The following is a 24,710-nucleotide window of genomic DNA, read 5'->3' as shown; positions in this document are numbered from 1 at the left end:
GCAGGAGCACCGTGTCCGTATCAATAGGAAGGCGCTTCAGGCCTTCGCCAGGTCCAGATCAGCGACGCGGAGACCCAGGCGGCGCATCTGGGCGGCGACGGGGGGCCAGACGGTTTCGAGGAAGCGTTCGCGCTCGGCGTCACGCAGGCGGCGGGTCGCGCCATCAGCGACGAACATGCCGACCCCCCGCTTCACCACGACGATGCCGTCATCCTGAAAGCTCTGATAGGCTTTGGCGACAGTCAGCGGATTCGCGCCCTGCGCCGCCGCGAAAGCGCGCACCGAGGGGAGCAGGTCACCATCCGCAAACTCGCCATCCAGGATGGAAGCGGCGATGATCTCCCGCAAGCGGAGATAGACGGGCTTCGAGTCGTCGGCCATAGTGCATCAGTGCCATAATACAGCCATGCGGGTCAAGTTGGTAAATTACGCTGACCCATTTGTCTGGGTAATTATCTGTCCCACACGGAAACGATCGCGTTATAATCTGGCCGGGGCCGTTCCTCCTGCGGGCGGCCCGGAGTCCCAATGAAAACAAAGCCGGCGATCGCCTCATGACCCTGCGCGAAGGCGGCGCGCACGTCCGGGCTGTAGGTTGGCCAGCCGGTCAGCCAGCCGCCGGCAAAGCCCAGCGCATGGGTGGCGTGGAGCAGGTTCATGATCGCCGCGCCGACGGACAATTGCTGTTCCCAGAGCGGGATCTTGCTGCCGACGACGGGCGCGGACAAGGCGACCACAAGGGTCGGCGCCTGATGCGCGAACTGGTGCATCGACTCGATTTCGAGCCGGCCGGCATCGGGCTTTTCGGTGCGATAGGCGGCTTCCAGCAGCGTGGCGAGCGCTTCGCGCCGATGCTGCGGCACGATGACGAAGCGCCAGGGGGCGAGCTTGCCATGATCGGGGGTGCGGAGCGCCACCTCCAATATCTGGCGCAGCTGCGCGTCGTCGGGACCGGGCGCGATCAGGTCGCGCGGCTTGCCCGAACGGCGGGTCTGGAGGAGCGAAAGGGGTGTGGAGCGATCGTTGAACATCGCGGCCAGACATGGCGCGGCGCACGGAGGGACGCAAGGGCAAGCGGTCCTTTTGACAGGATGAACCACATGGCTCTAGGCTGCGCCTATCACGCGGCCGCCGATCACGGTCGGCCGGACATAAAATATAAAGGGTGCCGAATGGCGACTTCGGATAGCGTTGCGGTCGAGGCCGGCAAGACCTGGCTCGGCCATCCGCGCGGGCTGTATCTGCTCTTCTTCGCGGAAATGTGGGAGCGTTTCTCCTATTATGGGATGCGCGCCATCCTGATTTTCTACCTCACCAAACATTTCCTCTTCGGCGAGGACAAAGCCTATCTGCTCTACGGCGCCTATACCTCGCTGGTCTATATCACCCCGGTCATCGGCGGCTATCTGTCCGACCGGTTCCTGGGTCCGCGCAAGGCGGTGACGGCGGGCGGCGTGTTCATCGCCATCGGCCATTTCCTGATCGCCATCACCGAAGGGCCGGGCGGGCAGCAGCCCTTCTTCCTCAACGGCTTCTATCTGGCGCTGGCCAGCATCATCGTCGGCACCGGGTTCCTCAAGGCCAATGTCTCGGTGCTGGTGGGCGAACTCTATCCGCGCGACGACGCCCGGCGCGATCCGGCCTATTCGATCTTCTATATGGGGATCAACATGGGCGGGATGCTGGGGCCGATCGTCTGCGGCCTGCTGGGCGAGTTGTGGGGGTGGAGCTGGGGTTTCGGCGCGGCGGGCGTGGGGATGCTGCTGGGGCTTGCCGGCTTCGTGTGGCTGAAGCCATGGCTGCTGGGCAAAGGCGAGCCGCCCGCGCCGCAGGCGCTGCGAGAGAGGACGGCGACGGGGCTTTCGCGCGAATGGACCATCTATGTGGGTGCGGCACTGGGCGTCGTGGCGATCTGGCTGGTGATCCGCTATGCCGAACTGCTGGGCTATGCGCTGCTGGTCTTCGCCGCTGCGACGCTGGTCTACATCATCTGGCGCAGCGTCATGACGCTGCCGCCCGTCGAGCGCGACCGGATGTTCGCGGCGCTGTTCCTGATCGCGCTCAATCCGCTGTTCTGGGGGCTGTTCGAGCAGACCGGATCGTCGCTCAACATCTTCACCGACCGCAATGTCGATCGGTCCATACTCGGCTGGGAGGTGCCGGCGTCGCTGTTCCAGTCGGTCAATTCGATCTTCATCATCCTGCTCGCGCCGCTGTTCGCGGTGCTGTGGACGATCCTCGACAAGCGGCGGCTGGAGCCGTCTTCGCCCGCCAAGTTCGGGATCGGGCTCATCCTGTGCGGGGCAGGGTTTCTGGTGCTGGTCGCGGGTGCGGCCATGGCGGGGGAAAGCCTGACCCCGGTGCTCTTCGTGTTCCTCATCTACCTGTTCCACACCATGGCGGAACTCTGCTTCTCGCCCGTGGGCCTCTCAGCGATGACGCGGTTGTCGGTGTCCTCGATGGTGGGGCTGGTCATGGGCACATGGTTCCTCGCCATGGCGGCGGGCAATTTTATCGCCGGGCTGATCGCGCGCGCGACCGGCAGCGGCGAGGCGGGCGACGTGACCCAGGTGCTTGACGTCTATACGCAGATCGGCTGGTTTGCCGTGGTGGTGGGGGGGCTGGTTCTGCTCGTTTCCCCCTTCGTCAAACGGATGATGCATCTGGACAGCATCGGCGCGGAGGAAAAGGCATGAACAGGACGGGCAGGATGCTGCTGGTAGCGGCGCTGCTGGCGGGCGTGGCCGGGCCGGTGGCGGCGAAGAAGGACAAGGAGGAAGCGCCGGCCAGCCAAGGATCGTCGGCCGAGCCGGAAAATCCCTATCCGTCGACCTACAAGCCTTATCCGGGTCGGCCGACCGTGTTGCGCGGGGCCACCATCTTCGACGGGGAAGGCGGGCGGATCGACAATGGTATTGTCTTCCTGTCCGACGGCAAGGTGACGGCGGTCGGCGGGCCGGACACACCGATCCCCGCCGACGTGCTGCTGATCGAGGCGCAGGGCAAATATGTGACGCCGGGCGTGATCGACATCCACAGCCATCTGGGTGACTATCCCTCGCCCGGCGTCGATGCGCTGTCGGACGGGAACGAAGCGACATCGCCGGTCACGCCGCATGTCTGGGCCGAGCATAGCATCTGGCCGCAGGATGCCGGCTTCACCCGCGCGCTCGCCAATGGCGGGGTGACATCGCTTCAGATTTTGCCGGGTTCCGCCAATTTGTTCGGAGGTCGCAGCGTGACGCTGAAGAATGTGCCGGCGCGCACGATGCAGGGGATGAAGTTCCCCGGCGCGCCGCAGGGATTGAAGATGGCATGCGGGGAGAATCCGAAGCGGGTCTATGGCGCAAAGGGCCGCGAACCGAGCACCCGGATGGGCAATATGGCGGTCAACCGCCAGGCGTGGATCAAGGCGCGAGAGTATCAAAAGAAGCGCGCTGCGGGCAAGGACCAGACCCGCGACCTCGCGATGGAGACGCTGGCCGACGTGCTGGAGGGCAAGATCCTGGTCCACAACCATTGCTACCGCGCCGACGAGATGGCCAACGTCATCGATATGAGCAAGGAGTTCGGCTACAAGGTCTCGACCTTCCACCACGCGGTCGAGAGCTACAAGATCGCCGACCTGCTGCGCGAGAACGGCATCTGTTCGGCCATGTGGGGCGACTGGTATGGCTTCAAGATGGAAGCCTATGACGGGATCAAGGAGAATGTCCCGCTGGTCCACCGCGCGGGCGCCTGCGCCATCGTGCATAGCGACGATCAGGACGGCATTCAGCGGCTCAATCAGGAAGCGGCCAAGGCGCTGGGCGCGGGGCGGCGCATGGGGATCGACATCAGCGACGAGGTGGCGTGGACCTGGCTTGCCATCAATCCAGCGCGGGCGATGGGGATCGCCGATCGGACCGGGAGCCTGAAGGTGGGCAAGATGGCCGACGTGGTGCTGTGGAACGGCAACCCATTCAGCACCTATACCCGGCCGGAGAAGGTGTGGATCGACGGGGCGCTGCTCTATGACAGCTATGATCCCAAGCGGCGCGGGGTGGTCGATTTCGAGCTGGGGCAGATCGGCGCGGGAGATGTGAAATGATGAAGATAGCTCTCCCCCCGTTCGCCCTGAGCGAAGTCGAAGGGTTTCGCCGAGCGGAGCGAGGCTGCTTCGCTTCGCTCAGCGCAGGGCTTCGACTTCGCTCAGCCCGAACGGTGCTACTGGGGCTGGCTTTGACCGCCACCCCCGCGCTCGCCCAATCGGTCACGATCACCAACGCGACGGTCGCGATCGGCGACGGGTCGGAGCCGATCAAGGGCGGCACGGTGGTCGTCAGTGCCGGCAAAATCGTTGCCGCCGGGGCCGGCGTTGCCGTGCCGGCGGGCACCAAGACGATCGACGCGGGCGGCAAATGGGTGACGCCGGGGATCGTGTCGGGCTTTTCGCGCGTCGGGCTGGCCGAGGTGCCGGCGGTTCGCGAGACCAACGACACCAGCGCCGGGCGATCCCCCTTTTCCGCCGCGATCGATGTCGCGCCTGTCGTCAACCCCCTCGCCAACCCGATTGCGATCAGCCGGACCGCCGGGATCACGCGCGCGGTGGTTGCGCCGGCGACCGGCAGCAGCATCTTTGCCGGGCAGGGGGCGGTTGTCGATCTGGGGTCGGACCTGAACCCCATCACCAAGGCGCGCGCCTTCCAATATGTCGAGATGGGGGAGGCGGGATCGGCCGAGGCGGGCGGCAGCAGGGCGGCGATGATCCTGACCTTCCGCATGATGCTGCGGCAGGCGCAGGACTATGCGAAAGCGCCGGCCAGCTATGACGGCAACAGCCGGGATGCGCTGCTGAACCGCGTCGATGCCGAGGCGCTGGCGCCGGTCGTGACGGGCGCGATGCCGCTGATGGTCCATGCCGAAAGCGCGCGCGATATCTTGGCGGTGCTGGCGTTGCGGCAGGAATTTCCGGCGCTGAAGCTGATCCTGGCGGGCGCGACCGAAGGCTGGATGGTGGCGAACCAGATCGCCGCCGCCAAGGTGCCGGTCATCACGGCGGGGCTGGAGGATCTGCCCTCCAGCTTCGAGAAGCTGGCGGCGACGCAGAGCAATGTCGGGCGGCTGGTGAAGGCGGGGGTCAGCGTTTCGATGGGGATGCTGACCGGCGACGATGCGTTGCAGTTGCGCGCGGCGACGCAGCAGGCGGGGAATATGGTCGCGCTGGCGAAAGTGCCCGGCGCGGCGGGGCTGAGCTGGGGGCAGGCGCTGCGGACGATCACCTCCGCGCCGGCCGAGGCGATGGGGCTGGGCGATCGATTCGGGTCGCTGCGCGCCGGTCGTGCGGGCGATGTCGTGCTGTGGGACGGCGATCCGCTGGAAATGACTTCCGCCCCGGTGGCCGTGTGGATCGACGGGGTGCAGCAGCCGCTCGACAATCGCCAGACGCGGCTGCGCGATCGTTATGCGACGCCGACCGAGGGTTCGCTGCCCAAGGCCTATGAGTGGTAGGCTTTAGTCCCGGCCGGCGCGGATCGCCGCGCCGCCGGCGATGGGGGTGATCGCCACCAGCAGCAGCGACGCCGCGCCGAGGAATTTGAGCGCCGCGCCGCTGCCGTCGCCCAATGTTCCCGCGCCGAAGATCAGCAGCGGGACGGCGAGGGGAAGAGCGAGCAGGCCGGCGAGCGCGCCGCTGGAGCGCAGACCGGCGGTGAGGGTGGCGACCAGCAGGCCGAGGGCTGCCAATGCCGGGGTGCCTGTCAGCAGGCCGAGTTCCAGCGTCGCGGTGGTCGCGCCGTCCAGCTTCAGCAGGGCGGCAGCGGGCAGGGTGGCGATCATCAGCGGCGGGCCGAAGCCGAGCCAGTGGGCGAGAAGCCGCGCGCTCACCAGCATTTCTTCGCCGATGCCCCGCAGGGCGATCTGGTCGAGGATGCCGGCGTCGGCATCGGGCGCGACCAGTCGGTCGACGGGAAGCAGGCTGGCGAGCAGCGCCGCGATCCAGATCATGCCGCCGCCGGTGCGCCGCAGGATCGTGGCGTCCGGGCCGACCGCGAACGGATAGAGGCTCGCGACCAGCAGCAGGAAGGCGACGGGGAGCCACAGGCCGCCCGAGGCCCATGCCTGACGAAGGTCTCGGGCGGCGAGGAGCCAGAGCAGCCTCATGCTGCCTCCGCCTGATAATCGGCCAGCGATAGCGTGACCGGCGCGGCCAGCGGCAGCGGCTGGTGCGAGGCCGCGATTAGGATGCCGCCTGCCGCCAGATGGTGCGCGATCGCTGCGCCGAGCAGCTCGAGCGAGGCGGCGTCTAGGCCGTTGCCCGGCTCGTCCAGCAGCCAGATCGGCGCGCCGCTGGCGATGACGCGCGCGAGCGTGACGCGTTTGCGCTGGCCGGTGGAGAGCATCCGCACCGGGACTTGGGCCAGCGGGGCGAGCGCCATGGCGTCGAGCGACGCCGACACCGCCGCCGCCGCCGCGCCATCCAGCGCGGCCCAGAAGCCGAGCGCCTCGCGCAGCGGCCGGTCGGCGTCCAGCGCCAGACGATCGTCCGCAAGCGCGAGGCGGCCTTCCGTCTCGACCGTGCCGGCAAAGGGGCGCAGCAGGCCAGCGCACAGGCGCAGAAGGCTCGATTTACCGACGCCGTTCGGACCCGTCAGCAGCGCCGTGCCGCCCGGCGCCAGGTCCAGTGACACGCCCCGGAACAGCAGCCGCCCGCCGCGCAGGCAGGCGACGTCCGATAGGCGCAGCCGCGTGGGCCTCATGGCGCGACCATATCCTCCAGCACATGCATATCGAGGTCGGACAGGCCGAAATGATGGCCGATCTCATGCACGACGACATGGGTGATGAGCGCGTCGAGCGGGACGCCGGTTTCGACCCATTCGTCGAGCAGCGGCCGGCGGTAGAGATGGACGGTGGGGGGCGTATCCCCGGTCTGCGCCTCCTGCCCGACGCTGCGGCCGGTATAGAGGCCGGTCAGTTCGAACGGGTCTTCGAGGTCCATGGCCTTGAGCGTCGCTTCGTCGGCAAATTCTTCCACGAAGAGGACGACATGGGCGAGATGCTCGGCGAAGGGCGCGGGCAGGCGGCTGAGCGCTTCGAGCGCCAGGGTTTCGATCTCTTCTCGGGTAGGAGCGAAGCGGGACGGTTGACCGTTGGATGACATGGCTGCCACATACGCCAAAGCCTCGGGACTTGGATAGGGACATGATCGCCAAATTGACCGATGAAGAACGGGCGTTGGCGCTCGCCGACCTGCCGCTCTGGACGCCGGTCACCGAGCCGGAGGGGATAAGCCGGCGGTTCACCTTCCCTGACTTCAACGCTGCCTTCGGCTTCATGACGCGAGTCGCGATCCTGGCGGAGAAGGCGGACCATCATCCTGAATGGTCCAATGTTTACAACCGGGTTGATATCGTTCTGACCACCCATGACGCGGGCGGGCTGTCCCAGCGCGATGTCGATCTGGCGAGGGCGATCGAGGCGTTGGGGGTTTAGTATCCGGCGCTTTCAATCCGGTCGTCATAGCCCTTGAGCGCCGCGATCACGGCAGGGTCTTCGGCATAGCGCCGACGCAGCAGGGCGAGGCGCGCATCGGTACCGGTGCAGAGTTCCGCCACATTTTCCGCGATATAGGCGCGCCGTTCGGCGTCATAGGGCTCTTCGCCGCGGAAATGGTCGCAGCCGTCACGATCGACCATGAAGGCGGTGACTTCCTGCGGAAAGGGCTCTACGCCGGCGCTGTCCTGCGAAGGGGGCAAGTCGAGCGGGTTGAAGGGCGCGGGCTGCGCGCGGACGGTCACCTTGGGGCCGGGCCGGGCAGGTTCCGGCATGGGCTCCGCCGGGGCGGGCAGCGGGTCGGGCGCGGGTTGGGGAACGGCCATGGCGACAGGCGCGGGAGCGGCATTGGACTGTGCCACGTCGGGGGATGCGTCGCGGCAGCCGGCGAGTAACGCCAGCACCAGCACCACCGGACCCAGACCTCTACGCCCGTTCACCCGATCTCCCTCCGCAAGCTGGCGATGAGATCGCCCATATGGGGCAATCGCGACTCTTCCTCCTCAAGGATCGCCAGAAACGCCGCCCGCCTATAATCGCGGACCATGTCGGGGGAAAGACGGCTTGCCATGGGTGTTGCGCTATTCACGATGTCCAGAAGCCGCTCGACCCCATGCAGCCGGCCCCAGAGATAGTCATTCTCCCGATAGGCCCTGCTAAAGAATGCGCCGAAATTATTGAATTCTATACCTTTCAAAGTGGCGGTCGCACCGCCGCCGCGCAGCGCCGAGCAATCTTCAGGCGAAATGCGATCGACCTTCACCGGATCATATTCGTCGAGAGTGTCACCCTGAAGCAACGGTAGGGTGGCGATGTCGGTGAAGGGGAAGCCGAGATAGGCGAGCAGCATCGTGCGCCGCCCGGCCTTCGGGAGCGCGGCGAAGGCGTCGGCGAGCATCCGGTCGGCCGCCTCGTCGCGCGCCTTGAGGTCGCGGGCCTGCGCCACGGCTTGGAGCGCGGCGGCGGCGTTTCCGGGCACGTCCTTGGCTGCTGCGATCACCGCCGGACCATGGAAGTCGGCTTCCTCGCATTCGGCATAGAGCGCCAGCGCGTCATAGATGGCGTCGTGCATCGCCTGCACCGCCGGATCGTCCGCCTCTGCTTCCAGCTCCAGCGTGGCGGCCAGCCGCCGCGCGAGATAGCGCAGCCGCCGGATGCGGAAGGCAAGGTCGTGGGCGCGGAAGAAGGCGACCGGGGCGGAGGCGGAGCCGCTCGCTTCGGTCAACTGGTCCGCGCCTTGCCCACGCACCTGCGCCCAGATCGCCTGGCGATAGGCTTCGCGCATCATAGCGCTGTCCTCGCCCGACAGGCGGAACAGCAGGGTGCTGAGCGCCTCGACGATGCCCGAGAGTTTGAGATGGCCGTAGGCGGGGTAGGCGAAGCCCGCCGCGCTCGCCGCGCGCTGCTGCGCCTTCGCGCGCCAGGCGGAGAGGCGCGCGGGGTTCGGCCGGTCGAGGAACAGCATATTGCCGATCGCGCTTTCCACCTCCGCCTCGATGCCGGGACGCAGCGCGTCGAGAATGCGCCGCATCCGGCGGATACGGGCGGAATGGCGGTCGATCGCCTCTAGATTGTCGCGGATTGGCTGTTCGCGCGGGATGTCCGAAAGCGCGCCGAAGATGGTGCGGAAGAAGCCGGGGAGCGGTGCGTCTTCGCCCTGCGGCGCATCCTCCTGCTCGCCCTCACGGTTGAGGCGGATCGAGCGGTGGCCGGGCTTGGGATCGATATAGACGAAGCGGCGATCGACCTCGCGGCGTGAGGGCCGGTTGCGGAGCGCGCCGATCGCCTGCGCGAAAGGGGCGTTCGCCAGCACCGATCCGTCGATCAGCACCGCGTCCTCCACCGTGCCGCGCGCGGCGTGGCGGGGCAGGGTGCGCGCGAGAAAGGCGTCGCGCGTCGGCCAGCTGCGGTGGCGGCGCTTGAGCACCCGGTCCAGTTCCCGGACGGTGAAGGGCGGGAAGGCGCCGGGGAAGCTGGCGGTCGCGCGGGCGGCGAAGGTGAGTTCGACCGGATCGGCGAAGGCGCGGCTTTCGCGGCCCCGCGCGCGGAAGCCGATCGAGAGGCGATGTTCTGTTTCAATGACTTGTGCCGGACTGTTGAGATTGAGGCTTTGCGGGTGGCCCTCGAAATCGGTGACGGTGACGAACAGGTCGAGCGGATGGCCCTCGGGCAGCAGGGGCGGGCCGCGTTCGGCGACGGCCATCGCCTCGAACGCATCGAGCAGCATGGTCGTGAATATCTCGCCGCCAAAGGGCGGTTCGAACCAACGCGAGCGAATGAAGCGGGACAGCTTCATCCGCACTTCCTCGCGCGTGTCGGGGGCGACGGTGCGTTCGACCGCATCGCCGGGTCGCCGCGCCGCCATCCAGACGAGCGGCGTCGCCCAGAATTTGGTGAGCGCGCGCGCCGGTCGCGCGTCGGGATCGAGCAGGCGGTCGACATCGGCATATTCGAGCCAGAGATCGGTCAGCGGCTCCAGCGACTGGCCGGTTTCGATCGCCTGGGCGAGGAAGATGCCGTTGATCCCGCCCGCGCTTGCCCCGGCGATGATGTCGGGCATGACCCGCAGCTTGACGCCGCTGTGCGCCTCGATCGCCTCCAGCACCGCGCGATAGACGGCCTCGCTGCCGGTGCTGGGCGGCGCATGGTCGTGAAAGGCCCGGCTCGCTCGCGCCAGCCGCCACACCTCCTTGGTGATGCCGTGCATGTAGACCGCAAGGCTGATACCGCCATAGCAGACCAGCGCCAGGCGCAGTTCCCTCTCCTTCATGGATGGAACGTCGCAGAGGGTGGAGGAAATCGCAACCCAAAGCGGAGGATGGTGTCAAGCAATCCCGAAGTCCGCCCAGATCGGCAGATGGTCCGAGGCCTTGCGTGCCGCCGCGCTTTCGTGAACGCCGCAGTCCTTGAGCGTCATCCGCCCGCAATGCATGATCCGGTCGAGCCGCGCCACCGGCCGGCGTGCGTGGAAGCTGCGCCCGCATGGCGCAAAGCTGTAGTGTCGCGCGAAATCGGCGAGACAGCCGCGATCGGCGCTCCATTCGTTGAGATCGCCCATCAATATCGTCGGCATCGCTTCGCGCTGCGCGGCGGCGTGGATCACGGCGGCGGCCTGCTTGCGGCGCCAGAGACCCGACAGGTCGAGGTGCATCCCGAATACCCGCAGCCGCGCGCCCTTCACCGCGACCTCCGCCATGGTCGCGCCGCGCGGTTCCAGATAGGGGAGGTGCAGCACGTCATGCGCGCCGATCTCCGCCGCCTTGCGCACCAACAGCGCATTGCCATGCCAGCCCATCGAGTCGATCTGAACATTGAGCGGCACGGGCTTGTAATCGCTTGCCTTCTCGATCAGTTGTGGCGGGATGGCGGCCGAGCGGACGCCAAACCGGCGATCGGCTTCCTGGAGCGCGATCACGTCGGCGTCGATTTCGTTCAGCACCTCGAGCACCCGCTCCGGCACTCGCCGCCTGTCCGTGCCGATGGCCTTGCGGATATTGTAGCTCGCGACGCGGATCGTTGTCATGCCGGATCAATGCGCCAGCCGCGCGGATGTTTCCAGAGGGTGGCGCTGTGTTCTTGAATTGTTCCAATTTTGGCGCCATACCGCTCCCGTTCGGTTCGAGCTTGTCGAGAACTGCGCGCACCGGTTCTCGACAAGCTCGAACCGAACGGAGAAGAAAGGCCATGGCCAAGGCAAAGCGCAAGTTCGTCTGTCAGCAATGCGGCACCGTCACTGGGCGGTGGCAGGGCCAATGCGAGGATTGCGGTGAGTGGGACAGCATCGTCGAGGAAGCGGCCGAGACGGTCTTTTCCGCGCGCCATGATCTGCAAGGCGGCGGGCGGGCGATCACGCTGGTGGGCCTAGACAGCCAGGTCGAACTGCCGCCGCGCACCTCCACCGGCATTGCCGAGTTCGACCGGGCGCTGGGCGGCGGCATCGTCAGCGGATCGGCGACGCTGATCGGCGGCGATCCGGGCATCGGCAAGTCGACATTGCTGCTTCAGGCGGCGGCGCGCATCGCGGCGCGGGGCTTGTCGGTCGCTTATATCAGTGGGGAGGAAGCGGCCGATCAGGTGCGGCTGCGGGCGCAGCGGCTTGGCCTTGGCAATGCGCCGGTGCAGCTGGCCAGCGCCACGTCCGTGCGCGACATATTGACGACTTTGGGGAACGGTCCGCCGCCCGCCTTGCTGGTGATCGATTCGATCCAGACCATGCACAGCGACCTGATCGAGGGCGCGCCGGGCACGGTAAGTCAGGTGCGGGCGAGCGCGCAGGAACTTATCAAATTCGCCAAGCAGCGCGGCACGGCGCTGATCCTGGTTGGCCATGTGACGAAGGACGGCAGCATCGCCGGGCCGCGCGTGCTGGAGCATATGGTCGACACAGTGCTGGCGTTCGAGGGCGAGCGCAGCCATCAATATCGCATCCTGCGCACGATCAAGAATCGCTTTGGCGGTACGGATGAGATCGGCGTTTTCGCCATGGTCGCGGAGGGGCTGGAGGAAGTCGCCAACCCGTCCGCCCTGTTCCTGACGCATCGGGACGAGACGGTGACGGGCGCGACGGTCTTCCCGGCGCTGGAAGGGACGCGGCCGGTGCTGGTGGAGATACAGGCGCTGGTGGTGCGCCTGTCGAGCGGGGCGACGCCCCGACGCGCGGTGGTGGGATGGGACAGCGGGCGGCTGGCGATGATTCTCGCCGTGCTGGAGGCGCGGTGCGGGCTCAGTTTCTCGACGGCGGAAGTCTATCTGAACGTCGCGGGGGGTTATCGCCTGAGCGATCCGGCGGCCGATCTGGCGGTTGCCGCCGCGCTGATTTCGGCGTTGTCCGAGCGGCCGGTGGCGGCCGATGTCGTGTTGTTCGGCGAAATCGCGCTGTCGAGCGAGATACGCCCGGTCGCCCATGCTCCGTTGCGGTTGCGGGAGGCCGCCAAGCTCGGCTTCAACCGCGCCTTCATTCCCGCGTCCGCTGCCGACGGGGTCAAGGGCATTGCGGTCAGCGGCTTCCGCACCTTGAGCCAGCTTGTTGACCAGATGCTCGGGCGGGGATAGCGCGAGACCTGATTGCCGTCCGACTTGTTCCCCGGCGCAGGCCGGGGTCCAGCTTCGGCGGTAGAACTGGACCCCGGCCTGCGCCGGGGAACAGTCAAATTCTAGGGCTAGCGCATGAACGCCATCGACATTCTCGTTCTGCTCGCGATCGGCGGATGCGCCGTGCTGGGGCTGATGCGCGGGTTCGTGCTGGAGACGCTGTCGCTGATCGCCTGGGTGCTGGCGATCTTCGCCATCCGCCTGTTCCATGCTTCGGCCGCCGAACTGCTGAGCGCCTTCGTCGGTAACAGCAGCGGGGCGGCAATGCTGGCGCTGGTGCTGGTGTTCGGCGTCACCTTCGGCGCGGGAAAGCTCATCGCGCACGCCATCGGCCGCCGCACGCGCCAGTCGGTGCTGGGGCCGATCGACCGGGTGCTGGGCGCGGGGTTCGGCGCGGTCAAGGGGCTGATCGGCGCGACCCTGGTCTTCCTCGCCTTCAGCCTTGTCTATGACACTTTCTACGGCAGCGCGGCGCGCCGTCCTGACTGGCTGAGCGACGCGCGCACCTATCCTTTGCTCAACGCCAGCGGGCAGGCGATCAGCGAGTTTCTGGCCGAGCAGCGGGCGAAGAAGCCTGCGGCGGAGACTCGCTGACGCATCAGTCCAGCTTGGTGCCGGTATGCTCGGTCGCGCGGTTTTCGCCGGTCGCCTGATCCTCTTTCAGCTGCTCGCCATGCCAGAGATTGAAGCCGACGAAGACGCAGGCGATGATGGCGAGGATGATGCACACGACCGTGAAGCCCGCGCGTTGCAGGCGGCGGTCGCTCGGACGGTCTGGGTCGATGACGGGATCGGTCATGACAGAGCAAGCGACGAAGCAAGCCTGCGGTTCCGCACGGCGCTAACAGGCGTTAGAGCCAGCCCTTTTCCCGGTAGGCGGCCGCCGTTGCCTTCAATCCCTCTTCGGTGGGCACCTGCGGCAGCCATAGCCGCTTGGGCGGTTGCTTGCGTTTTGCCACCACCCAGTCGGGATGGCAGAAATAATCGACCCGGTCGGGGGTTAGCTTCGCGCGCTTGCCGCGGACCAGCCGGTCGGCGCGCGCAGCGATCGACAGCAGCCATTCGGGGGTCGCGATGACGCGAACGTTGCGGCCGACCGCGCGGCCGATCGCCGCGCCGAAGTCCTTGTGGTCCCAGCCGCTTGGGCTACCGTCATCGACTTCGTAGCTGCGGGTGAGGCTGTTTTCCTTCTCCTGCGCCAGTGCAAGCAGCAGGCGCGCAAGATCGCCGACCTGGATGACCGACAGCCGGCCGCCGGGCGGCAGCATCATGAGGCCGCGCTTGGCCATGCGGAACAGTTCGAGCATCTCGCGGTCGCCGGGGCCGTAGATGGCGGGCGGGCGCACGATGGTCCAGTCGAGGCCGCTCGCCTTGACGTGTTTCTCGGCCAGTTCCTTCGACCAGCCATAATCGGACAGCGCCGGCTCGCGCGCAGCGAGCGAGGAGACATGGACCAGACGCTTGATGCCGCGCCGGCGCATCGAGTCGATCACGGCCACCGTTCCGCGCGCATTGCCCGCTTCAAACCCCTCACGGTCGGGGGCGTTCACGACGCCGGCGATGTGGATGACCGCGTCCGCGTCGCGCACCAGCGTGTCGAGCGCGGCGGCTTCCTCCAGCGATCCGGGCACCCATTTGAGCCGTGCGCGGGGCGGCTGCGCCTTGCGGGTCAGGGCGTTCACGCGGAACCCTTCGCCGAGCGCCTGCTCCAGCGTTTCGGTGCCGACGAAGCCGGTCGCGCCCGTCATTGCAATGCGGAACGGCACGGGCTTCACATCATCGCCATATGATCGCGGTGGACGAGGACGGAGCGCGGCATTTCGCCCAGCAAGGCGGCGATCTCCTCGCTGCGGCGGCCGGCGATCCTGGCGGCGGCGGCGCTGTCATATTCGATCAGGCCGCGCGCGATGACCCGGCCGTCCGGCGCGACGATATCGACCACGTCGCCGCGCTCGAACGCGCCTTGCACGCTGGCGACCCCGGCGGGCAGGAGGCTGTTGCCGCGCCCAAGCGCCTTTTCCGCGCCCGCGTCGATCACCAGCCGCCCGCGCGTCGTCAGGCGGCCGGCGAGCCAGCCCTTGCGCGCGCCTTTCGCCGGGGCGGCCAGGAAAATCGAGCCCTTGCCGCCCTTCGCCCAGTGCGACAGCGGCGCATCGACCTTGCCCGACAGGATAGCGAGGTGCGCGCCCGCGCCGGTGGCGATCTTCGCCGCCTGGATTTTCGACACCATCCCGCCTGACCCCATGCCCGACGCGGAGCCGCCGTCGGCCATGGCCATGATCCGGGCGTCTATCGTCTCAATCGTCTCGATCAGCATGGCGCTCGCATCGACGTGCGGGTTGGCGGTGTAAAGCCCGTCCACGTCCGACAGCAGCGCAACCGCGTCGGCCCGTGCCGCCTGCCCGATGCGCGCCGCGAGCCGGTCATTGTCGCCGAAGCGGATTTCCGCCGTCGCGACACTGTCATTCTCGTTGACCACCGGCACGACACCGAGCGCCATCAGCCGCTCCAGCGTGGCCGAGGCGTTGAGGTAGCGGCGGCGGTTTTCGAGGTCGTCCAGCGTCACCAGCATCTGCGCGGCGGTGATGCCGCGTTCGGCGAGCAGCCCGGCCCAGCATTGCGACAGCGCGATCTGGCCCGTCGCCGCCGCCGCCTGCGCGTCCTCCAGGCTGGCGCGGCCGCCCTTGGGCAGTTTCAGCCGCCGCGCGCCGAGCGCGATCGCGCCAGAGGAGACGATGATGACCTGCTGCCCCGCCGCGTGCCGCTCCGCCACGTCGGCGACCAGCGTGCGCAGCCAGTCGGTGCGGACTTCGCCGGCGGGATCGACCAGCAGCGCCGACCCGATCTTCACGACCAGGCGGCGGATCAGGGCAGGGGGGAAGCCGGAGAGGGGGTGGGTCACGAACAGGTCCAAATAAGCCCCTCCCCTTCAGGGGAGGGGATGGGGGTGGGGGTGGGCCGCGCGCGTCGCCCTGTGGGGCGACACCCCACCCCAACCCTTCGGCGGCGGCCCGTGACGCCGCCGAACCTGAAGGGGAGGGGCTTTAAATCGGCGACCATGGCTTGTCGGGCTTCGGCGCTTCCTCTTCATCGGTCTCGGCCGGGGCATCCAGCAGCGGGAGCACCGCGTCCAGTAGCGCGCCCACACCCTCGCCGGTCGCGCCGGAGATGATGAAGACCTCCTCGACATCCGCCTCATCGCGCAGTTGCTCCGTGATATCCTCCATCAGCTCCTGCCCCAGCAGGTCGCCCTTGTTCAGCACCACCAGTTGCGGCTTTTCATCGAGGCCGCCGCCATAGGCCGCGAGTTCGTCGGTCACGATGCGGAAGGCGTTGACGGGGTCGTCCGCCGTCGCGTCAATGAGGTGGAGCAGCACCCGGCAGCGCTCGATATGGCCAAGGAAGCGATCGCCGATGCCCGCGCCATCCGCCGCGCCTTCGATCAGGCCGGGAATGTCGGCTAGCACGAACTCGCGGTCGCGGTGCAGCACGACGCCAAGCTGCGGCTTGGTGGTGGTGAAGGCGTAGGCGCCGACCTTCGCCTTGGTGTTGGTCACCTGGTTGATGAAAGTGGACTTGCCGGCATTGGGCATACCCACGAGGCCCACATCCGCAAGCAGTTTCAGCCGCAGCCAGACCCACATTTCCTGCCCCGGCCAGCCAGTGCCATGCTGGCGCGGCGCACGGTTGGTGCTGGTCTTGTAGGAGAGGTTGCCGCGCCCGCCGTCGCCGCCGCGCAGCAGGACGAGCCGCTGACCGACTTCGGTCATGTCGGCGAGCAGTTCCTGCTCATATTCCATCGTGCCGTCTTCCGCGTCCTCGGTCCCTTCGATGGGAGTCGGATCGGACAGTATCTGCGTCCCGACCGGCACCTTGATGACCAAGTCTTCGCCGCCCGCGCCATAGCGGTTCTTGCCCATGCCGGGCTGGCCGCGCTGCGCCTTGAAATGCTGGGTGTAGCGGAAGTCGATCAGCGTGTTGAGGCCGGCGACCGCCTCGAAAATGATGTCGCCGCCCTTGCCGCCATTGCCGCCGTCGGGGCCGCCATATTCGACATATTTTTCACGCCGGAAACTGACCGCGCCGGGGCCGCCCCAGCCGGACTTGATGTAGATTTTCGCTTGATCGAGGAAATGCATGGCGCGCCCATAACGCCATCTGGCCCAAAGTTAAACCTTGGCCTGCGCGGCATAGGTCGCCGCCTCCTGAAGCAGCGCCGAGGTGAGGCTGCGCGTCGCGATCTCGCGCGCCTTTTCGCGGGGGAGGCCGATCGCGGCGGCAGTCGGTCCGCCAAGCTGCGAGTCGCCAAGCGCCAGCAGCACCAGCATCAGCGTGTTTTCGCGGATGAGGTCGCCCATGTTCGGGGTGAGCGCGCTCGCCGCCAGCTTGTCCACGAGGCGATGGATCGCTTCCACTACGGGATCGAGCGCATCCTCATTGCCCGAGGAGAGCATCCAACTCGCCAGCGCGCCCGCGCCCTGCGCGTCGAAAGCGTCGAAGGTCATGTCGACGATGGTGCGCGGGCTGACCTTGCCGCGCCGGGCGGCGTCCACGGCCTCGCCGATGCTGGCGGTGATGACGTCGGCGAGGTGCGCCGCGAGCGCCTTTTGGAGGCCGGCCGCCGACCCGAAATGGTGGAGCAGATTGGCGTGCGTGCGCCCGATCCGCGCCGCCACGGCCTTGAGCGTGACCGCCTGCGGGCCGGCTTCGATCAGGAGCGTCCGCGCTGCCTCCACAGCAGCGAGGCGGCTTTCGTTGGGGGTGAGGCGCGCACGGGTTGTTGACATTGGTGTCAGTTACTCATATTTACATCAATGTAAGTAAGTGAAGGAGGCGTCCCATGACACCCACCGACCTCACCATCACCCCGCGCGACCGCCGTTTCGGGCGGGATCGTGCGAGCGGGCGACATTGGCTGAACAATGATCCGATCGCCACGGCTTTCTTCAACGCGCTCTCGATCACCTTCCCGCGCGGCGAGGCCTTCTTCATCGATTCGGTGCGCGCGTTCCGCGACGGCGTGCCGGAGAAGCTGGCGGGCGAGATTGCCGCGTTCATCAAGCAGGAGGTCGTCCACAGCCGCGAGCATCTGGCGTTCAACCGGCAGGTGACGGATCAGGGCTATGACGTGTCGCGCCTCGACGCTGACGTGACCATGGTGCTGAACCTCGCCTATAGCCGCCCGGCGATCGTGCGGCTTGCCGCGACCATGGCGCTCGAACATTTTACCGCGATCCTGGCGCATCAATTGTTGCGCGATCTCCGCTATCTGGACGGGGCGGAGCCGGAACTGGCTGCGCTGTGGCGTTGGCACGCGATCGAGGAGATCGAGCATAAGGGCGTGGCGCATGACACATGGGTGCATGCCACCCGCGACTGGCCGCACCTCAAACGCTGGTGGGTCAAGACGCTGATGATGCTGATCGTCACGAAGCATTTCCTGCATCATCGGGCGCGCGGCATGATGGAATTGTTGCGGCAGGATGGGATCAGGGGCGTTCGCGCATGGGGTGGGCTGCTGCGCTATGCGCTGCTGCGGCCTGGCATATTGCGGCGGGTGGCGCTCCCGTGGGCAAGCTATTTTCTGCCGGGCTTCCATCCGTGGAAGGTCGACGACCGCGCGCTCATCGCGGTCGCCGATACGCCCTATGCCGCTGCGCGGGCAGACGGCGCGCTCGTGTCGGCCGCTTGACGGCCGGACGGGCGCACTCTCTTATCGGCTCATGCCCGAAGCGCCCGTCCTCGAAACGCCCCGTCTGATCCTACGCCCGCATCGGGTGGCGGATTATGCCGCCTGCCGCCGGCTCTGGGCGGACGCCGATGTAGTGCGCTTCATTGGCGGCGCGCCGCAGGAGGCGCAAGCGGTCTGGTTTCGCCTGCTGCGCTATGCGGGCATGTGGGCGCTGCTCGGCTACGGCATGTGGGTGGTCGAGGATCGGGCGAGCGGCGCCGTGCTGGGCGAGGCTGGCCTGTTGCGCGCGGAACGTGGTCTGCCCGAGTTGGAGGATGTGCCCGAAGCGGGCTGGGTGCTGGGGCCAGACGCATGGGGCAAGGGCATCGCCACCGAAGCGATGGCGGCGGTGCTCCAATGGGCCGACGATCATGTCGATGCGCCGTCCGTCCGCTGCATCATAGATCCCGACAATGCCGCGTCGATCAAGGTCGCCGAGAAGCTGGGCTTTGCGGGAGTGATCGACACGGTCCATGGCGGCAAGCCGGCGCGGGTGTTCGACCGGCCGAGACGCGATTCTGTTCAGGCCGCTACCAGCATGGCGTCGCCGTAAACATCCATCGCCGGGTCGTCATTCAGCCACGCGGCTTCTCCCTCCTCGAAGATCAGGCTTTCGACCGCCGCGCCGCGTGCGAGGCTGAACAGCGGCCGCGTCTCACCATTATGGCGAAAGCCGAGCTTGCGCAGGACGTTCCCCGATGCCGGGTTATCGATGAAATGCCCCGCCCGCATGCCGGTGACGCCCGCGGCGCGCGCCATCGACAGCACGGCGCGTCCTGCTTCGGTAGCGAAGCCCAGCCCCCAATAAGGCCGTGCGATCCAGTAGCCGAGTTCGGGGCGGCCTTCCTCGTCCACATGGATGCCACACCCGCCGATCAGGCGCGGCGCGCCCTTCGTTCGGGTGAAGGCCAGCAGACGGGGCAGCCGCGAGTCCTGCGGCAGCGACAGAAAGGCTTCGGCGTCTGCGCGGGTATAGGGGCTTGGCACGCGCGCCAGGTTGCGCGCGACGGCGGGATCGTTGATGGCCTGAGCCAGCGCGGGCGCGTCCTCCATCCAGCCGGGACGCAGCAGCAGGCGCGGGGTGCGGGCGAACATTTTCGTCTCTCCTCTGGGATGCGCCGTTAGCCGCCCATGATGACGGCTTGACGACGCTGCTCCTGGCCTATCGGCTTTGCCGCACGACGCGCGAAAAGCCGCTTGGTTCCAGTGACTTGAGGGAATTTAGAGAGGAAACGCCGCCCAACGAGAACAGGGGCGCCCCTCTGGTGAGGAGCGCCCCTGTTCCCTCGGACACCGGCGTTGGACTGGTCATCCGAACACCGGGAGGATCGCCCCTGAAGGACGACCCGTCATCGGTCGTCCGTTATTCGGCGGCTTCGGCCATTGCGTCGACCGACACGTATTTGCGGCCTAGCTTGCCGGTGTGGAACACCACCTTGCCTTCGCCGAGCGCGAAGAGGGTGTGGTCCTTGCCCATGCCCACATTGCGGCCCGGATAAACGCGAGTGCCGCGCTGGCGAATGATGATGTTGCCGCCGATCACGTCCTGACCGCCGAACTTCTTGACGCCAAGACGCTTCGACTCCGAATCGCGACCGTTGCGCGAGGAACCGCCCGCTTTCTTATGTGCCATGACCTAAACTCCTTGATTCTGTTGCGCGACGGCTCAGGCGATCGACACGATCTTGAGGATCGTGTGATTCTGGCGGTGGCCGTTCTTGCGACGATAATTGTGGCGGCGGCGCTTCTTGAAGACGATGACCTTCTCGCCCTTCGCCTGCGCGATGATTTCGGCGGCGACCGTCAGCTTCGAGACATCCTTCACGTCGCTGCCCTCGCCGGCGAATAGGACGTCGCCCAGCGTGACCTTGTCGCCGGCCTCACCGGCCAGCTTCTCAACGACGATCTTGTCTCCGGCGGCGACGCGATACTGCTTGCCGCCCGTGCGCACGATAGCGAACATGGCTTGTCTCTTCTCGTTCAAATCTGCTTTACGCCGATCATCGAGGAGGAAATCCTGTCGACCCGCGCGGGAATGTGGCCCGTTAGTGGAATGATAGGCCGCTGTCAACCGATCCGGGGCGGGATCAGGCGAGTTTGTGAAGGAATTGCTTCGCTTGTTGGCGGATCGCGGCGCGGTCCTTCTCCGCCATCTTCTCCCAGGTGCGATAGGGCATGGCCATGCGCGGGTTGCGGGCCAATTTGCTCTGATTGCGGGCGATGAAGTCCCAGTAGAGCGCGTTGAACGGGCAGGCATCTTCGCCGATGCGCTGCTTGACGTCATAGCGGCATAAGCGGCAATAATCGGACATGCGGTTGATATAGGCGCCCCCCGCGGCATAGGGCTTGCTGCCAAGCAGCCCGCCGTCGGCGAACTGGCTCATGCCTATCGTATTGGGCATCTCCACCCATTCATAGGCGTCGGCATAGACTTCCAGATACCAGACATGGACCTGATGCGGGTCGATCCCGGCGAGGAGGGCGAAGTTGCCCGTAATCATCAGTCGTTGGATATGATGGGCGTAGGCATGATCGATGGTCTGGCCGATCGCTTGCGCCATGCAGTGCATGTCCGTCTCGCCTGTCCAGTAGAAGGCAGGGAGGTCGCGGGTAGCGTTCAGCGCGTTGCGCGAGCCATAGTCCGGGCCTTCGTGCCAGTAGACGCCGCGCACATATTCGCGCCAGCCGATGATCTGGCGGATGAAGCCTTCGGCGCAGTTGAGCGGCACTTTGCCGGCGCGGTAGCGCTTTTCCACCTCGCGGCAGACGTCCAGCGGGTCGAGCAGCCCGGCGTTGATATAGGGCGAGAGGATCGAGTGCCACATAAAGGGCTCATCGCTGAGCATCGCGTCCTGATAGTCGCCAAAGCGGGGTAGGGCTTCGTCGAGGAAGCGCTTCTGCTGGCGCAGCGCGTCGGCGCGGGTCACGGCGAAGGCGAAATGCTCGAGATTGCCGATATGTTCGGCGAAGCGGGCCGCCACCATCGCCAGCACCTCGTTTGTGATCGCGTCGGGGCGGAAGCGGATGGGTTGCGGCATGAGAAGGTCGCGCTTCGGCGCGGGCTTGCGGTTTTCGGCGTCGTAGTTCCACTGGCCACCTTCCGGCTGGCCGTCATCGTCCAGCAGCAGGCCGGCCTTGCGCCGCATGTCGCGGTAGAAATATTCCATCCGCATCTGCTTGCGCGCCGCCGCCCATGTGTCGAACTCGGCATGGGAGCAGAGGAAACGGTCATCCTCATGGATGGTTACGGGGATGGTGAAACGGTCCTGCCAGCTCTCCAGCATCGCGCGCACGCGCCATTCGCCGGCTTCGGTGACATGGATGGCGCTGGGCTGATGCCTTTCGACGGCGCGGGCGACTTCTGCAGTGAAGGAGCCTGCATTGTCCGGGTCGTCCAGCCTGACATAATCGACTGTCCAGCCCTCGGCGCGCAGTGCGTCGGCATGGTGGCGCATGGCGGAGAGGATGAAGGCGATCTTGGCCTTGTGATGCTTCACATAGGTGGTCTCGTCGGCAACCTCCATCATCAGGACCACGGCTTCGCGCTTGTCCACCGCGCGCAGCGATGCGAGGTCGAGGCTCAGCTGGTCGCCCAGAATGGGGATGAGGATGGTCATCGCCCATCAATGGACGAGATGGGGCTTGGCTCCCAATCTACCCGAAAGGGTTGTTCCCCGGCGCAGGCCTGGGGCCAGTTGAAACGCTCGAACTGGACCCCGGCCTGCGCCGGGGAACAGATGTCAGCGGCCGCGCGGCGGCCCCTTGCGCGGGCCGCCGGCGCCTGCGCCCTTGAACGGGCGGGGGCTGTGCGGGCGTCCGCCGCCGGGGCCGCCGCGTGACGGCCCGCTTCGATTGGGGCGGTCGCTATTGGCAGGGCGCAGTTGCTTACGGTTTTCGCGGGCTTCCTGACGCGGCGCGCCATCCACCGGTTCGAACGAGACGTCGGCGCCCTCGTCGCTTGCCTCGCCCGAGCGCTTGACCGCCGCAATGAAGCGACTGGCGATCGCCCTGGGGATTTCGAACATCGTTTCGTTGGCGGCGATGCGGATCGCGCCGATATCCTGCCGCGACACATGGCCGCGGCGGCAGATCAGCGGCAATATCCAGCGCGGATCGGCATTCTGGCGGCGGCCGATGTCCATGCGGAACCATTGCGTATCCTCGAACCCCGGACGCGGCCCGTCGCTGCGGGCGGGCGCTTCGCTGCGATCCAGCAGTTCCTCGGGTGCGGGAAGGGACGCGCGCGCGCTCTTGACCAGCATCGCGGCGATTTCCTTGGCGCTCTTTTCGGCCAGCAGTTCCGCGCCCAGCGCCCAGTCCGCTTCGTCCAGTTCCGCTTTTTCCATCAGCGTGGCGCGCAGGCGGGCATTGTCCTGCTCCAGGATCGCTTCCTTGCTCGGCGGGGTGCCCCATTCGACCGGAATCTTCGCGCCCCGCAGCATCGATTCGACGCGGCGGCGGCGGGGGTAGGGGACGATGAGGACGGCGGTCCCCTTCTTGCCCGCGCGGCCGGTACGGCCCGAGCGATGCTGCATCGTCTCGGCGTCACGCGGTAGCTCGACATGGACGACGAGGCTGAGCGAGGGCAGGTCAATGCCGCGCGCCGCGACGTCGGTCGCCACGCACACCCGCGCGCGCTTGTCGCGCAGCGCCTGCAACGCATGGTTACGCTCATTCTGGCTATGCTCGCCCGAGAGCGCCACGACGGCGAAGCCGCGCTCGGTCAGGCTGGCGTGCAGGTGTCGCACATTGTCGCGGGTGGCGCAGAACAGCATCGCCGTCTCCGCCTCGTGATAGCGCAGCAGGTTGACGACCGCATTCTCGATATCGGAGGGCGCGACGGTCAACGCCTGATAGCTGATGTCGCCATGGCCGCGCTCCTCGGTCACGGTCGAAATGCGCAACGCGTCCTTCTGGTAGCGCTTGGCGAGCGCCACGATCGGCTTGGGCATGGTGGCGGAGAAGAGGAGCGTGCGGCGGCCTTCGGGCGCGCTGTCGAGAATGCCCTCCAGATCCTCGCGGAAGCCCATGTCGAGCATTTCGTCCGCCTCGTCCAGCACCACGGTGCGGATGGCGGACAGGTCCAGAGCGCCGCGCTCCAGATGGTCGCGCAGCCGGCCCGGCGTGCCGACGACGATATTCGCGCCATGGCTGAGCGCGCGGCGCTCCTTGGCCGCGTCCATGCCGCCGACGCAGGTGGCGATGCGTGCGCGCGCCGCGCCGTACAGCCATTCCAGTTCGCGGCTGACCTGCAAGGCGAGTTCGCGCGTCGGCGCGATCACCAGCGCCAGCGGCAGGCCGGCGACGGGCAGGCGCTCGGCATCGCCCAGCAATTCGCCCGCCATGGCGAGGCCGAAGGCGACGGTCTTGCCCGATCCCGTCTGCGCGGAAACGACCAAGTCGCGGCCGACCGCTTCCTCCTGGGTGACTTCGGACTGGACGGGGGTGAGCGCCTCATAGCCTTTGGCGACGAGCGCCTGCGACAGGAGGGCGGGAAGAGTTTCAAATGCCATGTTGTTGTATTCCATCGGTAAAAGCGACCCGCCATTCCCGACGGATACGAAAGACCGTTCATGCTTCCGTATGGGAAGCCCAGCGGTCGGTCATGCCGCTGGTTCCAAAATCCTCCCCTGCAAGGGGAGGGGGACCGCTCGCGAAGCGAGTGGTGGAGGGGTGTCCCGTCATCGAAAGCGGGACACCCCTCCGTCAGCACTTCGTGCTGCCACCTCCCCTTGCAGGGGAGGATGAATAGGAAATAAGAAGGCCGCCTTCCCCCGCAAGGAGGGAAAGCGGCCCCTTTGTCTGTTATCGTCAGTCGATCAGATCGAGGCGACTTCCGCCACGTCGACCTTCACGCCCGGACCCATCGAAGAGGACAGGGCGATCTTGCGGACATATTTGCCCTTCGAGCCCGAGGGCTTGGCCTTCACGATCGCATCGACGAAAGCGTCGAAGTTCTTGCGCAGGTCTTCCGCCGGGAAGCTCGCCTTGCCGAGGCCGGCGTGGATGATGCCCGCCTTCTCGACGCGGAATTCGATCTGACCGCCCTTGGCGGCCTTCACGGCTTCGGCGACGTTCGGCGTCACCGTGCCCAGCTTCGGGTTCGGCATCAGGCCCTTGGGGCCGAGCACCTTGCCGAGGCGACCCACCAGACCCATCATGTCGGGCGTGGCGATCACGCGCTGGAAATCGATATTGCCGGCCTGGATCGATTCGAGCAGGTCTTCCGCGCCCACGACGTCGGCGCCGGCGTCCAGAGCCTGCTGCGCTTTGTCATTGCGGGCGAACACGGCAACGCGCACGTCCTTGCCGGTGCCGGCGGGCAGGGTGACGACGCCACGGACCATCTGGTCGG

Annotated in this window: 27 protein-coding genes; 8 read left to right on the top strand and 19 right to left on the bottom strand. The window is 66.9% G+C overall.

Annotation, left to right across the window (positions count from 1 at the left end):
* Window positions 1-36: 36 nt before the first annotated feature.
* Together V2B31_RS17940 and V2B31_RS17935 are read right to left on the bottom strand one after the other, a co-directional pair.
* Window positions 37-381 (bottom strand): GntR family transcriptional regulator, encoded by a 345-nt coding sequence (locus V2B31_RS17940; RefSeq protein WP_328281139.1) that lies wholly within the window; start codon window positions 379-381, stop codon window positions 37-39.
* A 71-nt stretch (window positions 382-452) separates the two neighbouring features.
* Window positions 453-1,031: a nitroreductase family protein gene (locus tag V2B31_RS17935; protein WP_328281137.1), complete on the bottom strand. Its 579-nt coding sequence runs from the start codon at window positions 1,029-1,031 to the stop codon at window positions 453-455.
* 141 nt (window positions 1,032-1,172) lie between these two features.
* Between V2B31_RS17935 and V2B31_RS17930 the strand changes: the two genes are divergently transcribed.
* The 3 genes from V2B31_RS17930 (at window position 1,173) to V2B31_RS17920 (ending at window position 5,490) form a co-directional block, all read left to right on the top strand.
* Window positions 1,173-2,696: a peptide MFS transporter gene (locus V2B31_RS17930; protein ID WP_328281136.1), complete on the top strand. Its 1,524-nt coding sequence runs from the start codon at window positions 1,173-1,175 to the stop codon at window positions 2,694-2,696.
* Window positions 2,693-4,090, top strand: a complete 1,398-nt coding sequence (locus tag V2B31_RS17925; RefSeq protein ID WP_328281135.1) for an amidohydrolase — start codon at window positions 2,693-2,695, stop codon at window positions 4,088-4,090. Before V2B31_RS17930 ends, V2B31_RS17925 begins: the two co-directional genes overlap by 4 nt.
* A 125-nt stretch (window positions 4,091-4,215) precedes the next feature.
* Entirely contained in the window at window positions 4,216-5,490 is a 1,275-nt protein-coding gene (locus V2B31_RS17920) for an amidohydrolase family protein (RefSeq protein WP_422247614.1), read from the top strand.
* Window positions 5,491-5,493: 3 nt separating this feature from the next.
* Here the strand turns inward: V2B31_RS17920 and V2B31_RS17915 are convergent, their stop codons facing one another.
* From V2B31_RS17915 to V2B31_RS17905, 3 genes are read right to left on the bottom strand one after another with little or no spacing between them, the layout of a single operon-like run.
* Window positions 5,494-6,141: a heme exporter protein CcmB gene (locus tag V2B31_RS17915; protein ID WP_328281133.1), complete on the bottom strand. Its 648-nt coding sequence runs from the start codon at window positions 6,139-6,141 to the stop codon at window positions 5,494-5,496.
* Window positions 6,138-6,737 (bottom strand): heme ABC exporter ATP-binding protein CcmA, encoded by a 600-nt coding sequence (gene ccmA / locus V2B31_RS17910; RefSeq protein ID WP_328281132.1) that lies wholly within the window; start codon window positions 6,735-6,737, stop codon window positions 6,138-6,140. Before ccmA ends, V2B31_RS17915 begins: the two co-directional genes overlap by 4 nt.
* Complete coding sequence (locus V2B31_RS17905) at window positions 6,734-7,141, bottom strand: metallopeptidase family protein (protein ID WP_328281130.1); 408 nt, start codon at window positions 7,139-7,141, stop codon at window positions 6,734-6,736. Before V2B31_RS17905 ends, ccmA begins: the two co-directional genes overlap by 4 nt.
* Window positions 7,142-7,182: 41 nt before the next feature.
* On the opposite strand from V2B31_RS17905, the gene V2B31_RS17900 reads away from it, so the two are divergent.
* The gene (locus tag V2B31_RS17900) at window positions 7,183-7,473 is read left to right on the top strand and encodes a 4a-hydroxytetrahydrobiopterin dehydratase (RefSeq protein ID WP_328281128.1); all 291 of its coding nucleotides are present in this window, start codon (window positions 7,183-7,185) and stop codon (window positions 7,471-7,473) included.
* Here V2B31_RS17900 and V2B31_RS17895 read toward each other — a convergent pair.
* From V2B31_RS17895 to V2B31_RS17885, 3 genes are read right to left on the bottom strand one after another with little or no spacing between them, the layout of a single operon-like run.
* Window positions 7,470-7,973 (bottom strand): hypothetical protein, encoded by a 504-nt coding sequence (locus V2B31_RS17895; RefSeq protein WP_328281126.1) that lies wholly within the window; start codon window positions 7,971-7,973, stop codon window positions 7,470-7,472. The two genes, V2B31_RS17900 and V2B31_RS17895, sit on opposite strands and share 4 nt — an antisense overlap.
* On the bottom strand, window positions 7,970-10,303 hold the full coding sequence (locus tag V2B31_RS17890) for a patatin-like protein (protein ID WP_328281124.1): 2,334 nt from the start codon (window positions 10,301-10,303) through the stop codon (window positions 7,970-7,972). The genes V2B31_RS17895 and V2B31_RS17890 overlap by 4 nt, the downstream gene beginning before the upstream one ends.
* 54 nt (window positions 10,304-10,357) lie before the next feature.
* Entirely contained in the window at window positions 10,358-11,056 is a 699-nt protein-coding gene (locus V2B31_RS17885; RefSeq protein WP_328281122.1) for an endonuclease/exonuclease/phosphatase family protein, read from the bottom strand.
* A 161-nt stretch (window positions 11,057-11,217) separates the two neighbouring features.
* Here V2B31_RS17885 and radA point away from each other — a divergent pair, with 161 nt between their 5' ends.
* Window positions 11,218-12,585 (top strand): DNA repair protein RadA, encoded by a 1,368-nt coding sequence (radA, locus tag V2B31_RS17880; protein WP_328281120.1) that lies wholly within the window; start codon window positions 11,218-11,220, stop codon window positions 12,583-12,585.
* A 114-nt stretch (window positions 12,586-12,699) separates the two neighbouring features.
* Window positions 12,700-13,218 (top strand): CvpA family protein, encoded by a 519-nt coding sequence (locus V2B31_RS17875; RefSeq protein ID WP_328281118.1) that lies wholly within the window; start codon window positions 12,700-12,702, stop codon window positions 13,216-13,218.
* 4 nt (window positions 13,219-13,222) lie between these two features.
* Here the strand turns inward: V2B31_RS17875 and V2B31_RS17870 are convergent, their stop codons facing one another.
* The 5 genes from V2B31_RS17870 to V2B31_RS17850 all read right to left on the bottom strand — a co-directional run bounded on the left by V2B31_RS17870 (window position 13,223) and on the right by V2B31_RS17850 (window position 17,411).
* Window positions 13,223-13,423, bottom strand: coding sequence for a hypothetical protein (locus V2B31_RS17870; RefSeq protein ID WP_328281116.1), 201 nt, complete (start codon window positions 13,421-13,423; stop codon window positions 13,223-13,225).
* 52 nt (window positions 13,424-13,475) lie between these two features.
* The gene (locus tag V2B31_RS17865) at window positions 13,476-14,372 is read right to left on the bottom strand and encodes an NAD-dependent epimerase/dehydratase family protein (RefSeq protein WP_328281161.1); all 897 of its coding nucleotides are present in this window, start codon (window positions 14,370-14,372) and stop codon (window positions 13,476-13,478) included.
* A gap of 23 nt (window positions 14,373-14,395) precedes the next feature.
* The gene (gene proB, locus V2B31_RS17860) at window positions 14,396-15,526 is read right to left on the bottom strand and encodes a glutamate 5-kinase (protein WP_328281160.1); all 1,131 of its coding nucleotides are present in this window, start codon (window positions 15,524-15,526) and stop codon (window positions 14,396-14,398) included.
* A 142-nt stretch (window positions 15,527-15,668) separates the two neighbouring features.
* Window positions 15,669-16,763: a GTPase ObgE gene (obgE, locus tag V2B31_RS17855; RefSeq protein ID WP_328281114.1), complete on the bottom strand. Its 1,095-nt coding sequence runs from the start codon at window positions 16,761-16,763 to the stop codon at window positions 15,669-15,671.
* A gap of 30 nt (window positions 16,764-16,793) precedes the next feature.
* On the bottom strand, window positions 16,794-17,411 hold the full coding sequence (locus V2B31_RS17850) for a TetR/AcrR family transcriptional regulator (RefSeq protein ID WP_328281111.1): 618 nt from the start codon (window positions 17,409-17,411) through the stop codon (window positions 16,794-16,796).
* 53 nt (window positions 17,412-17,464) lie between these two features.
* Between V2B31_RS17850 and V2B31_RS17845 the strand changes: the two genes are divergently transcribed.
* The gene (locus tag V2B31_RS17845) at window positions 17,465-18,316 is read left to right on the top strand and encodes a metal-dependent hydrolase (RefSeq protein ID WP_328281109.1); all 852 of its coding nucleotides are present in this window, start codon (window positions 17,465-17,467) and stop codon (window positions 18,314-18,316) included.
* 31 nt (window positions 18,317-18,347) lie between these two features.
* Entirely contained in the window at window positions 18,348-18,908 is a 561-nt protein-coding gene (locus V2B31_RS17840) for a GNAT family N-acetyltransferase (RefSeq protein ID WP_328281106.1), read from the top strand.
* On the opposite strand, the gene V2B31_RS17835 is transcribed toward V2B31_RS17840, so the two are convergent.
* The 6 genes from V2B31_RS17835 to rplA all read right to left on the bottom strand — a co-directional run.
* Window positions 18,878-19,450: a GNAT family N-acetyltransferase gene (locus V2B31_RS17835; protein WP_328281103.1), complete on the bottom strand. Its 573-nt coding sequence runs from the start codon at window positions 19,448-19,450 to the stop codon at window positions 18,878-18,880. The two genes, V2B31_RS17840 and V2B31_RS17835, sit on opposite strands and share 31 nt — an antisense overlap.
* A gap of 268 nt (window positions 19,451-19,718) precedes the next feature.
* Window positions 19,719-19,988, bottom strand: a complete 270-nt coding sequence (gene rpmA, locus V2B31_RS17830; protein WP_009822431.1) for a 50S ribosomal protein L27 — start codon at window positions 19,986-19,988, stop codon at window positions 19,719-19,721.
* Window positions 19,989-20,021: 33 nt separating this feature from the next.
* Window positions 20,022-20,318 (bottom strand): 50S ribosomal protein L21, encoded by a 297-nt coding sequence (rplU, locus tag V2B31_RS17825; RefSeq protein WP_328281094.1) that lies wholly within the window; start codon window positions 20,316-20,318, stop codon window positions 20,022-20,024.
* A gap of 124 nt (window positions 20,319-20,442) precedes the next feature.
* The gene (locus tag V2B31_RS17820; RefSeq protein ID WP_328281090.1) at window positions 20,443-21,972 is read right to left on the bottom strand and encodes a cryptochrome/photolyase family protein; all 1,530 of its coding nucleotides are present in this window, start codon (window positions 21,970-21,972) and stop codon (window positions 20,443-20,445) included.
* Window positions 21,973-22,095: 123 nt separating this feature from the next.
* Entirely contained in the window at window positions 22,096-23,868 is a 1,773-nt protein-coding gene (locus tag V2B31_RS17815) for a DEAD/DEAH box helicase (RefSeq protein ID WP_328281085.1), read from the bottom strand.
* Between the two features lie 306 nt (window positions 23,869-24,174).
* On the bottom strand, window positions 24,175-24,710 hold a 536-nt coding region (rplA, locus tag V2B31_RS17810; protein ID WP_328281084.1), incomplete at its 5' end, for a 50S ribosomal protein L1.

It is taken from the genome of Sphingobium sp., from assembly GCF_036170395.1.
In the GTDB taxonomy this organism is placed as follows: domain Bacteria; phylum Pseudomonadota; class Alphaproteobacteria; order Sphingomonadales; family Sphingomonadaceae; genus Sphingobium.
Note: the sequence above shows the minus strand (reverse complement) of the source record. Positions and strands in the feature narration are given on the sequence as shown.

Bases quoted from the DNA above. Each gene is read 5' to 3' on its own strand.
- V2B31_RS17940 (WP_328281139.1), bottom strand. From the start codon at position 381: ATGGCCGACGACTCGAAGCCCGTCTATCTCCGCTTGCGGGAGATCATC.
- V2B31_RS17935 (WP_328281137.1), bottom strand. From the start codon at position 1,031: ATGTTCAACGATCGCTCCACACCCCTTTCGCTCCTCCAGACCCGCCGT.
- V2B31_RS17930 (WP_328281136.1), top strand. From the start codon at position 1,173: ATGGCGACTTCGGATAGCGTTGCGGTCGAGGCCGGCAAGACCTGGCTC.
- V2B31_RS17925 (WP_328281135.1), top strand. From the start codon at position 2,693: ATGAACAGGACGGGCAGGATGCTGCTGGTAGCGGCGCTGCTGGCGGGC.
- V2B31_RS17915 (WP_328281133.1), bottom strand. From the start codon at position 6,141: ATGAGGCTGCTCTGGCTCCTCGCCGCCCGAGACCTTCGTCAGGCATGG.
- ccmA (WP_328281132.1), bottom strand. From the start codon at position 6,737: ATGAGGCCCACGCGGCTGCGCCTATCGGACGTCGCCTGCCTGCGCGGC.
- V2B31_RS17905 (WP_328281130.1), bottom strand. From the start codon at position 7,141: ATGTCATCCAACGGTCAACCGTCCCGCTTCGCTCCTACCCGAGAAGAG.
- V2B31_RS17900 (WP_328281128.1), top strand. From the start codon at position 7,183: ATGATCGCCAAATTGACCGATGAAGAACGGGCGTTGGCGCTCGCCGAC.
- V2B31_RS17890 (WP_328281124.1), bottom strand. From the start codon at position 10,303: ATGAAGGAGAGGGAACTGCGCCTGGCGCTGGTCTGCTATGGCGGTATC.
- V2B31_RS17885 (WP_328281122.1), bottom strand. From the start codon at position 11,056: ATGACAACGATCCGCGTCGCGAGCTACAATATCCGCAAGGCCATCGGC.
- radA (WP_328281120.1), top strand. From the start codon at position 11,218: ATGGCCAAGGCAAAGCGCAAGTTCGTCTGTCAGCAATGCGGCACCGTC.
- V2B31_RS17875 (WP_328281118.1), top strand. From the start codon at position 12,700: ATGAACGCCATCGACATTCTCGTTCTGCTCGCGATCGGCGGATGCGCC.
- V2B31_RS17870 (WP_328281116.1), bottom strand. From the start codon at position 13,423: ATGACCGATCCCGTCATCGACCCAGACCGTCCGAGCGACCGCCGCCTG.
- V2B31_RS17865 (WP_328281161.1), bottom strand. From the start codon at position 14,372: ATGACGGGCGCGACCGGCTTCGTCGGCACCGAAACGCTGGAGCAGGCG.
- obgE (WP_328281114.1), bottom strand. From the start codon at position 16,763: ATGCATTTCCTCGATCAAGCGAAAATCTACATCAAGTCCGGCTGGGGC.
- V2B31_RS17850 (WP_328281111.1), bottom strand. From the start codon at position 17,411: ATGTCAACAACCCGTGCGCGCCTCACCCCCAACGAAAGCCGCCTCGCT.
- V2B31_RS17845 (WP_328281109.1), top strand. From the start codon at position 17,465: ATGACACCCACCGACCTCACCATCACCCCGCGCGACCGCCGTTTCGGG.
- V2B31_RS17840 (WP_328281106.1), top strand. From the start codon at position 18,348: ATGCCCGAAGCGCCCGTCCTCGAAACGCCCCGTCTGATCCTACGCCCG.
- V2B31_RS17835 (WP_328281103.1), bottom strand. From the start codon at position 19,450: ATGTTCGCCCGCACCCCGCGCCTGCTGCTGCGTCCCGGCTGGATGGAG.
- rpmA (WP_009822431.1), bottom strand. From the start codon at position 19,988: ATGGCACATAAGAAAGCGGGCGGTTCCTCGCGCAACGGTCGCGATTCG.
- rplU (WP_328281094.1), bottom strand. From the start codon at position 20,318: ATGTTCGCTATCGTGCGCACGGGCGGCAAGCAGTATCGCGTCGCCGCC.
- V2B31_RS17820 (WP_328281090.1), bottom strand. From the start codon at position 21,972: ATGACCATCCTCATCCCCATTCTGGGCGACCAGCTGAGCCTCGACCTC.
- V2B31_RS17815 (WP_328281085.1), bottom strand. From the start codon at position 23,868: ATGGCATTTGAAACTCTTCCCGCCCTCCTGTCGCAGGCGCTCGTCGCC.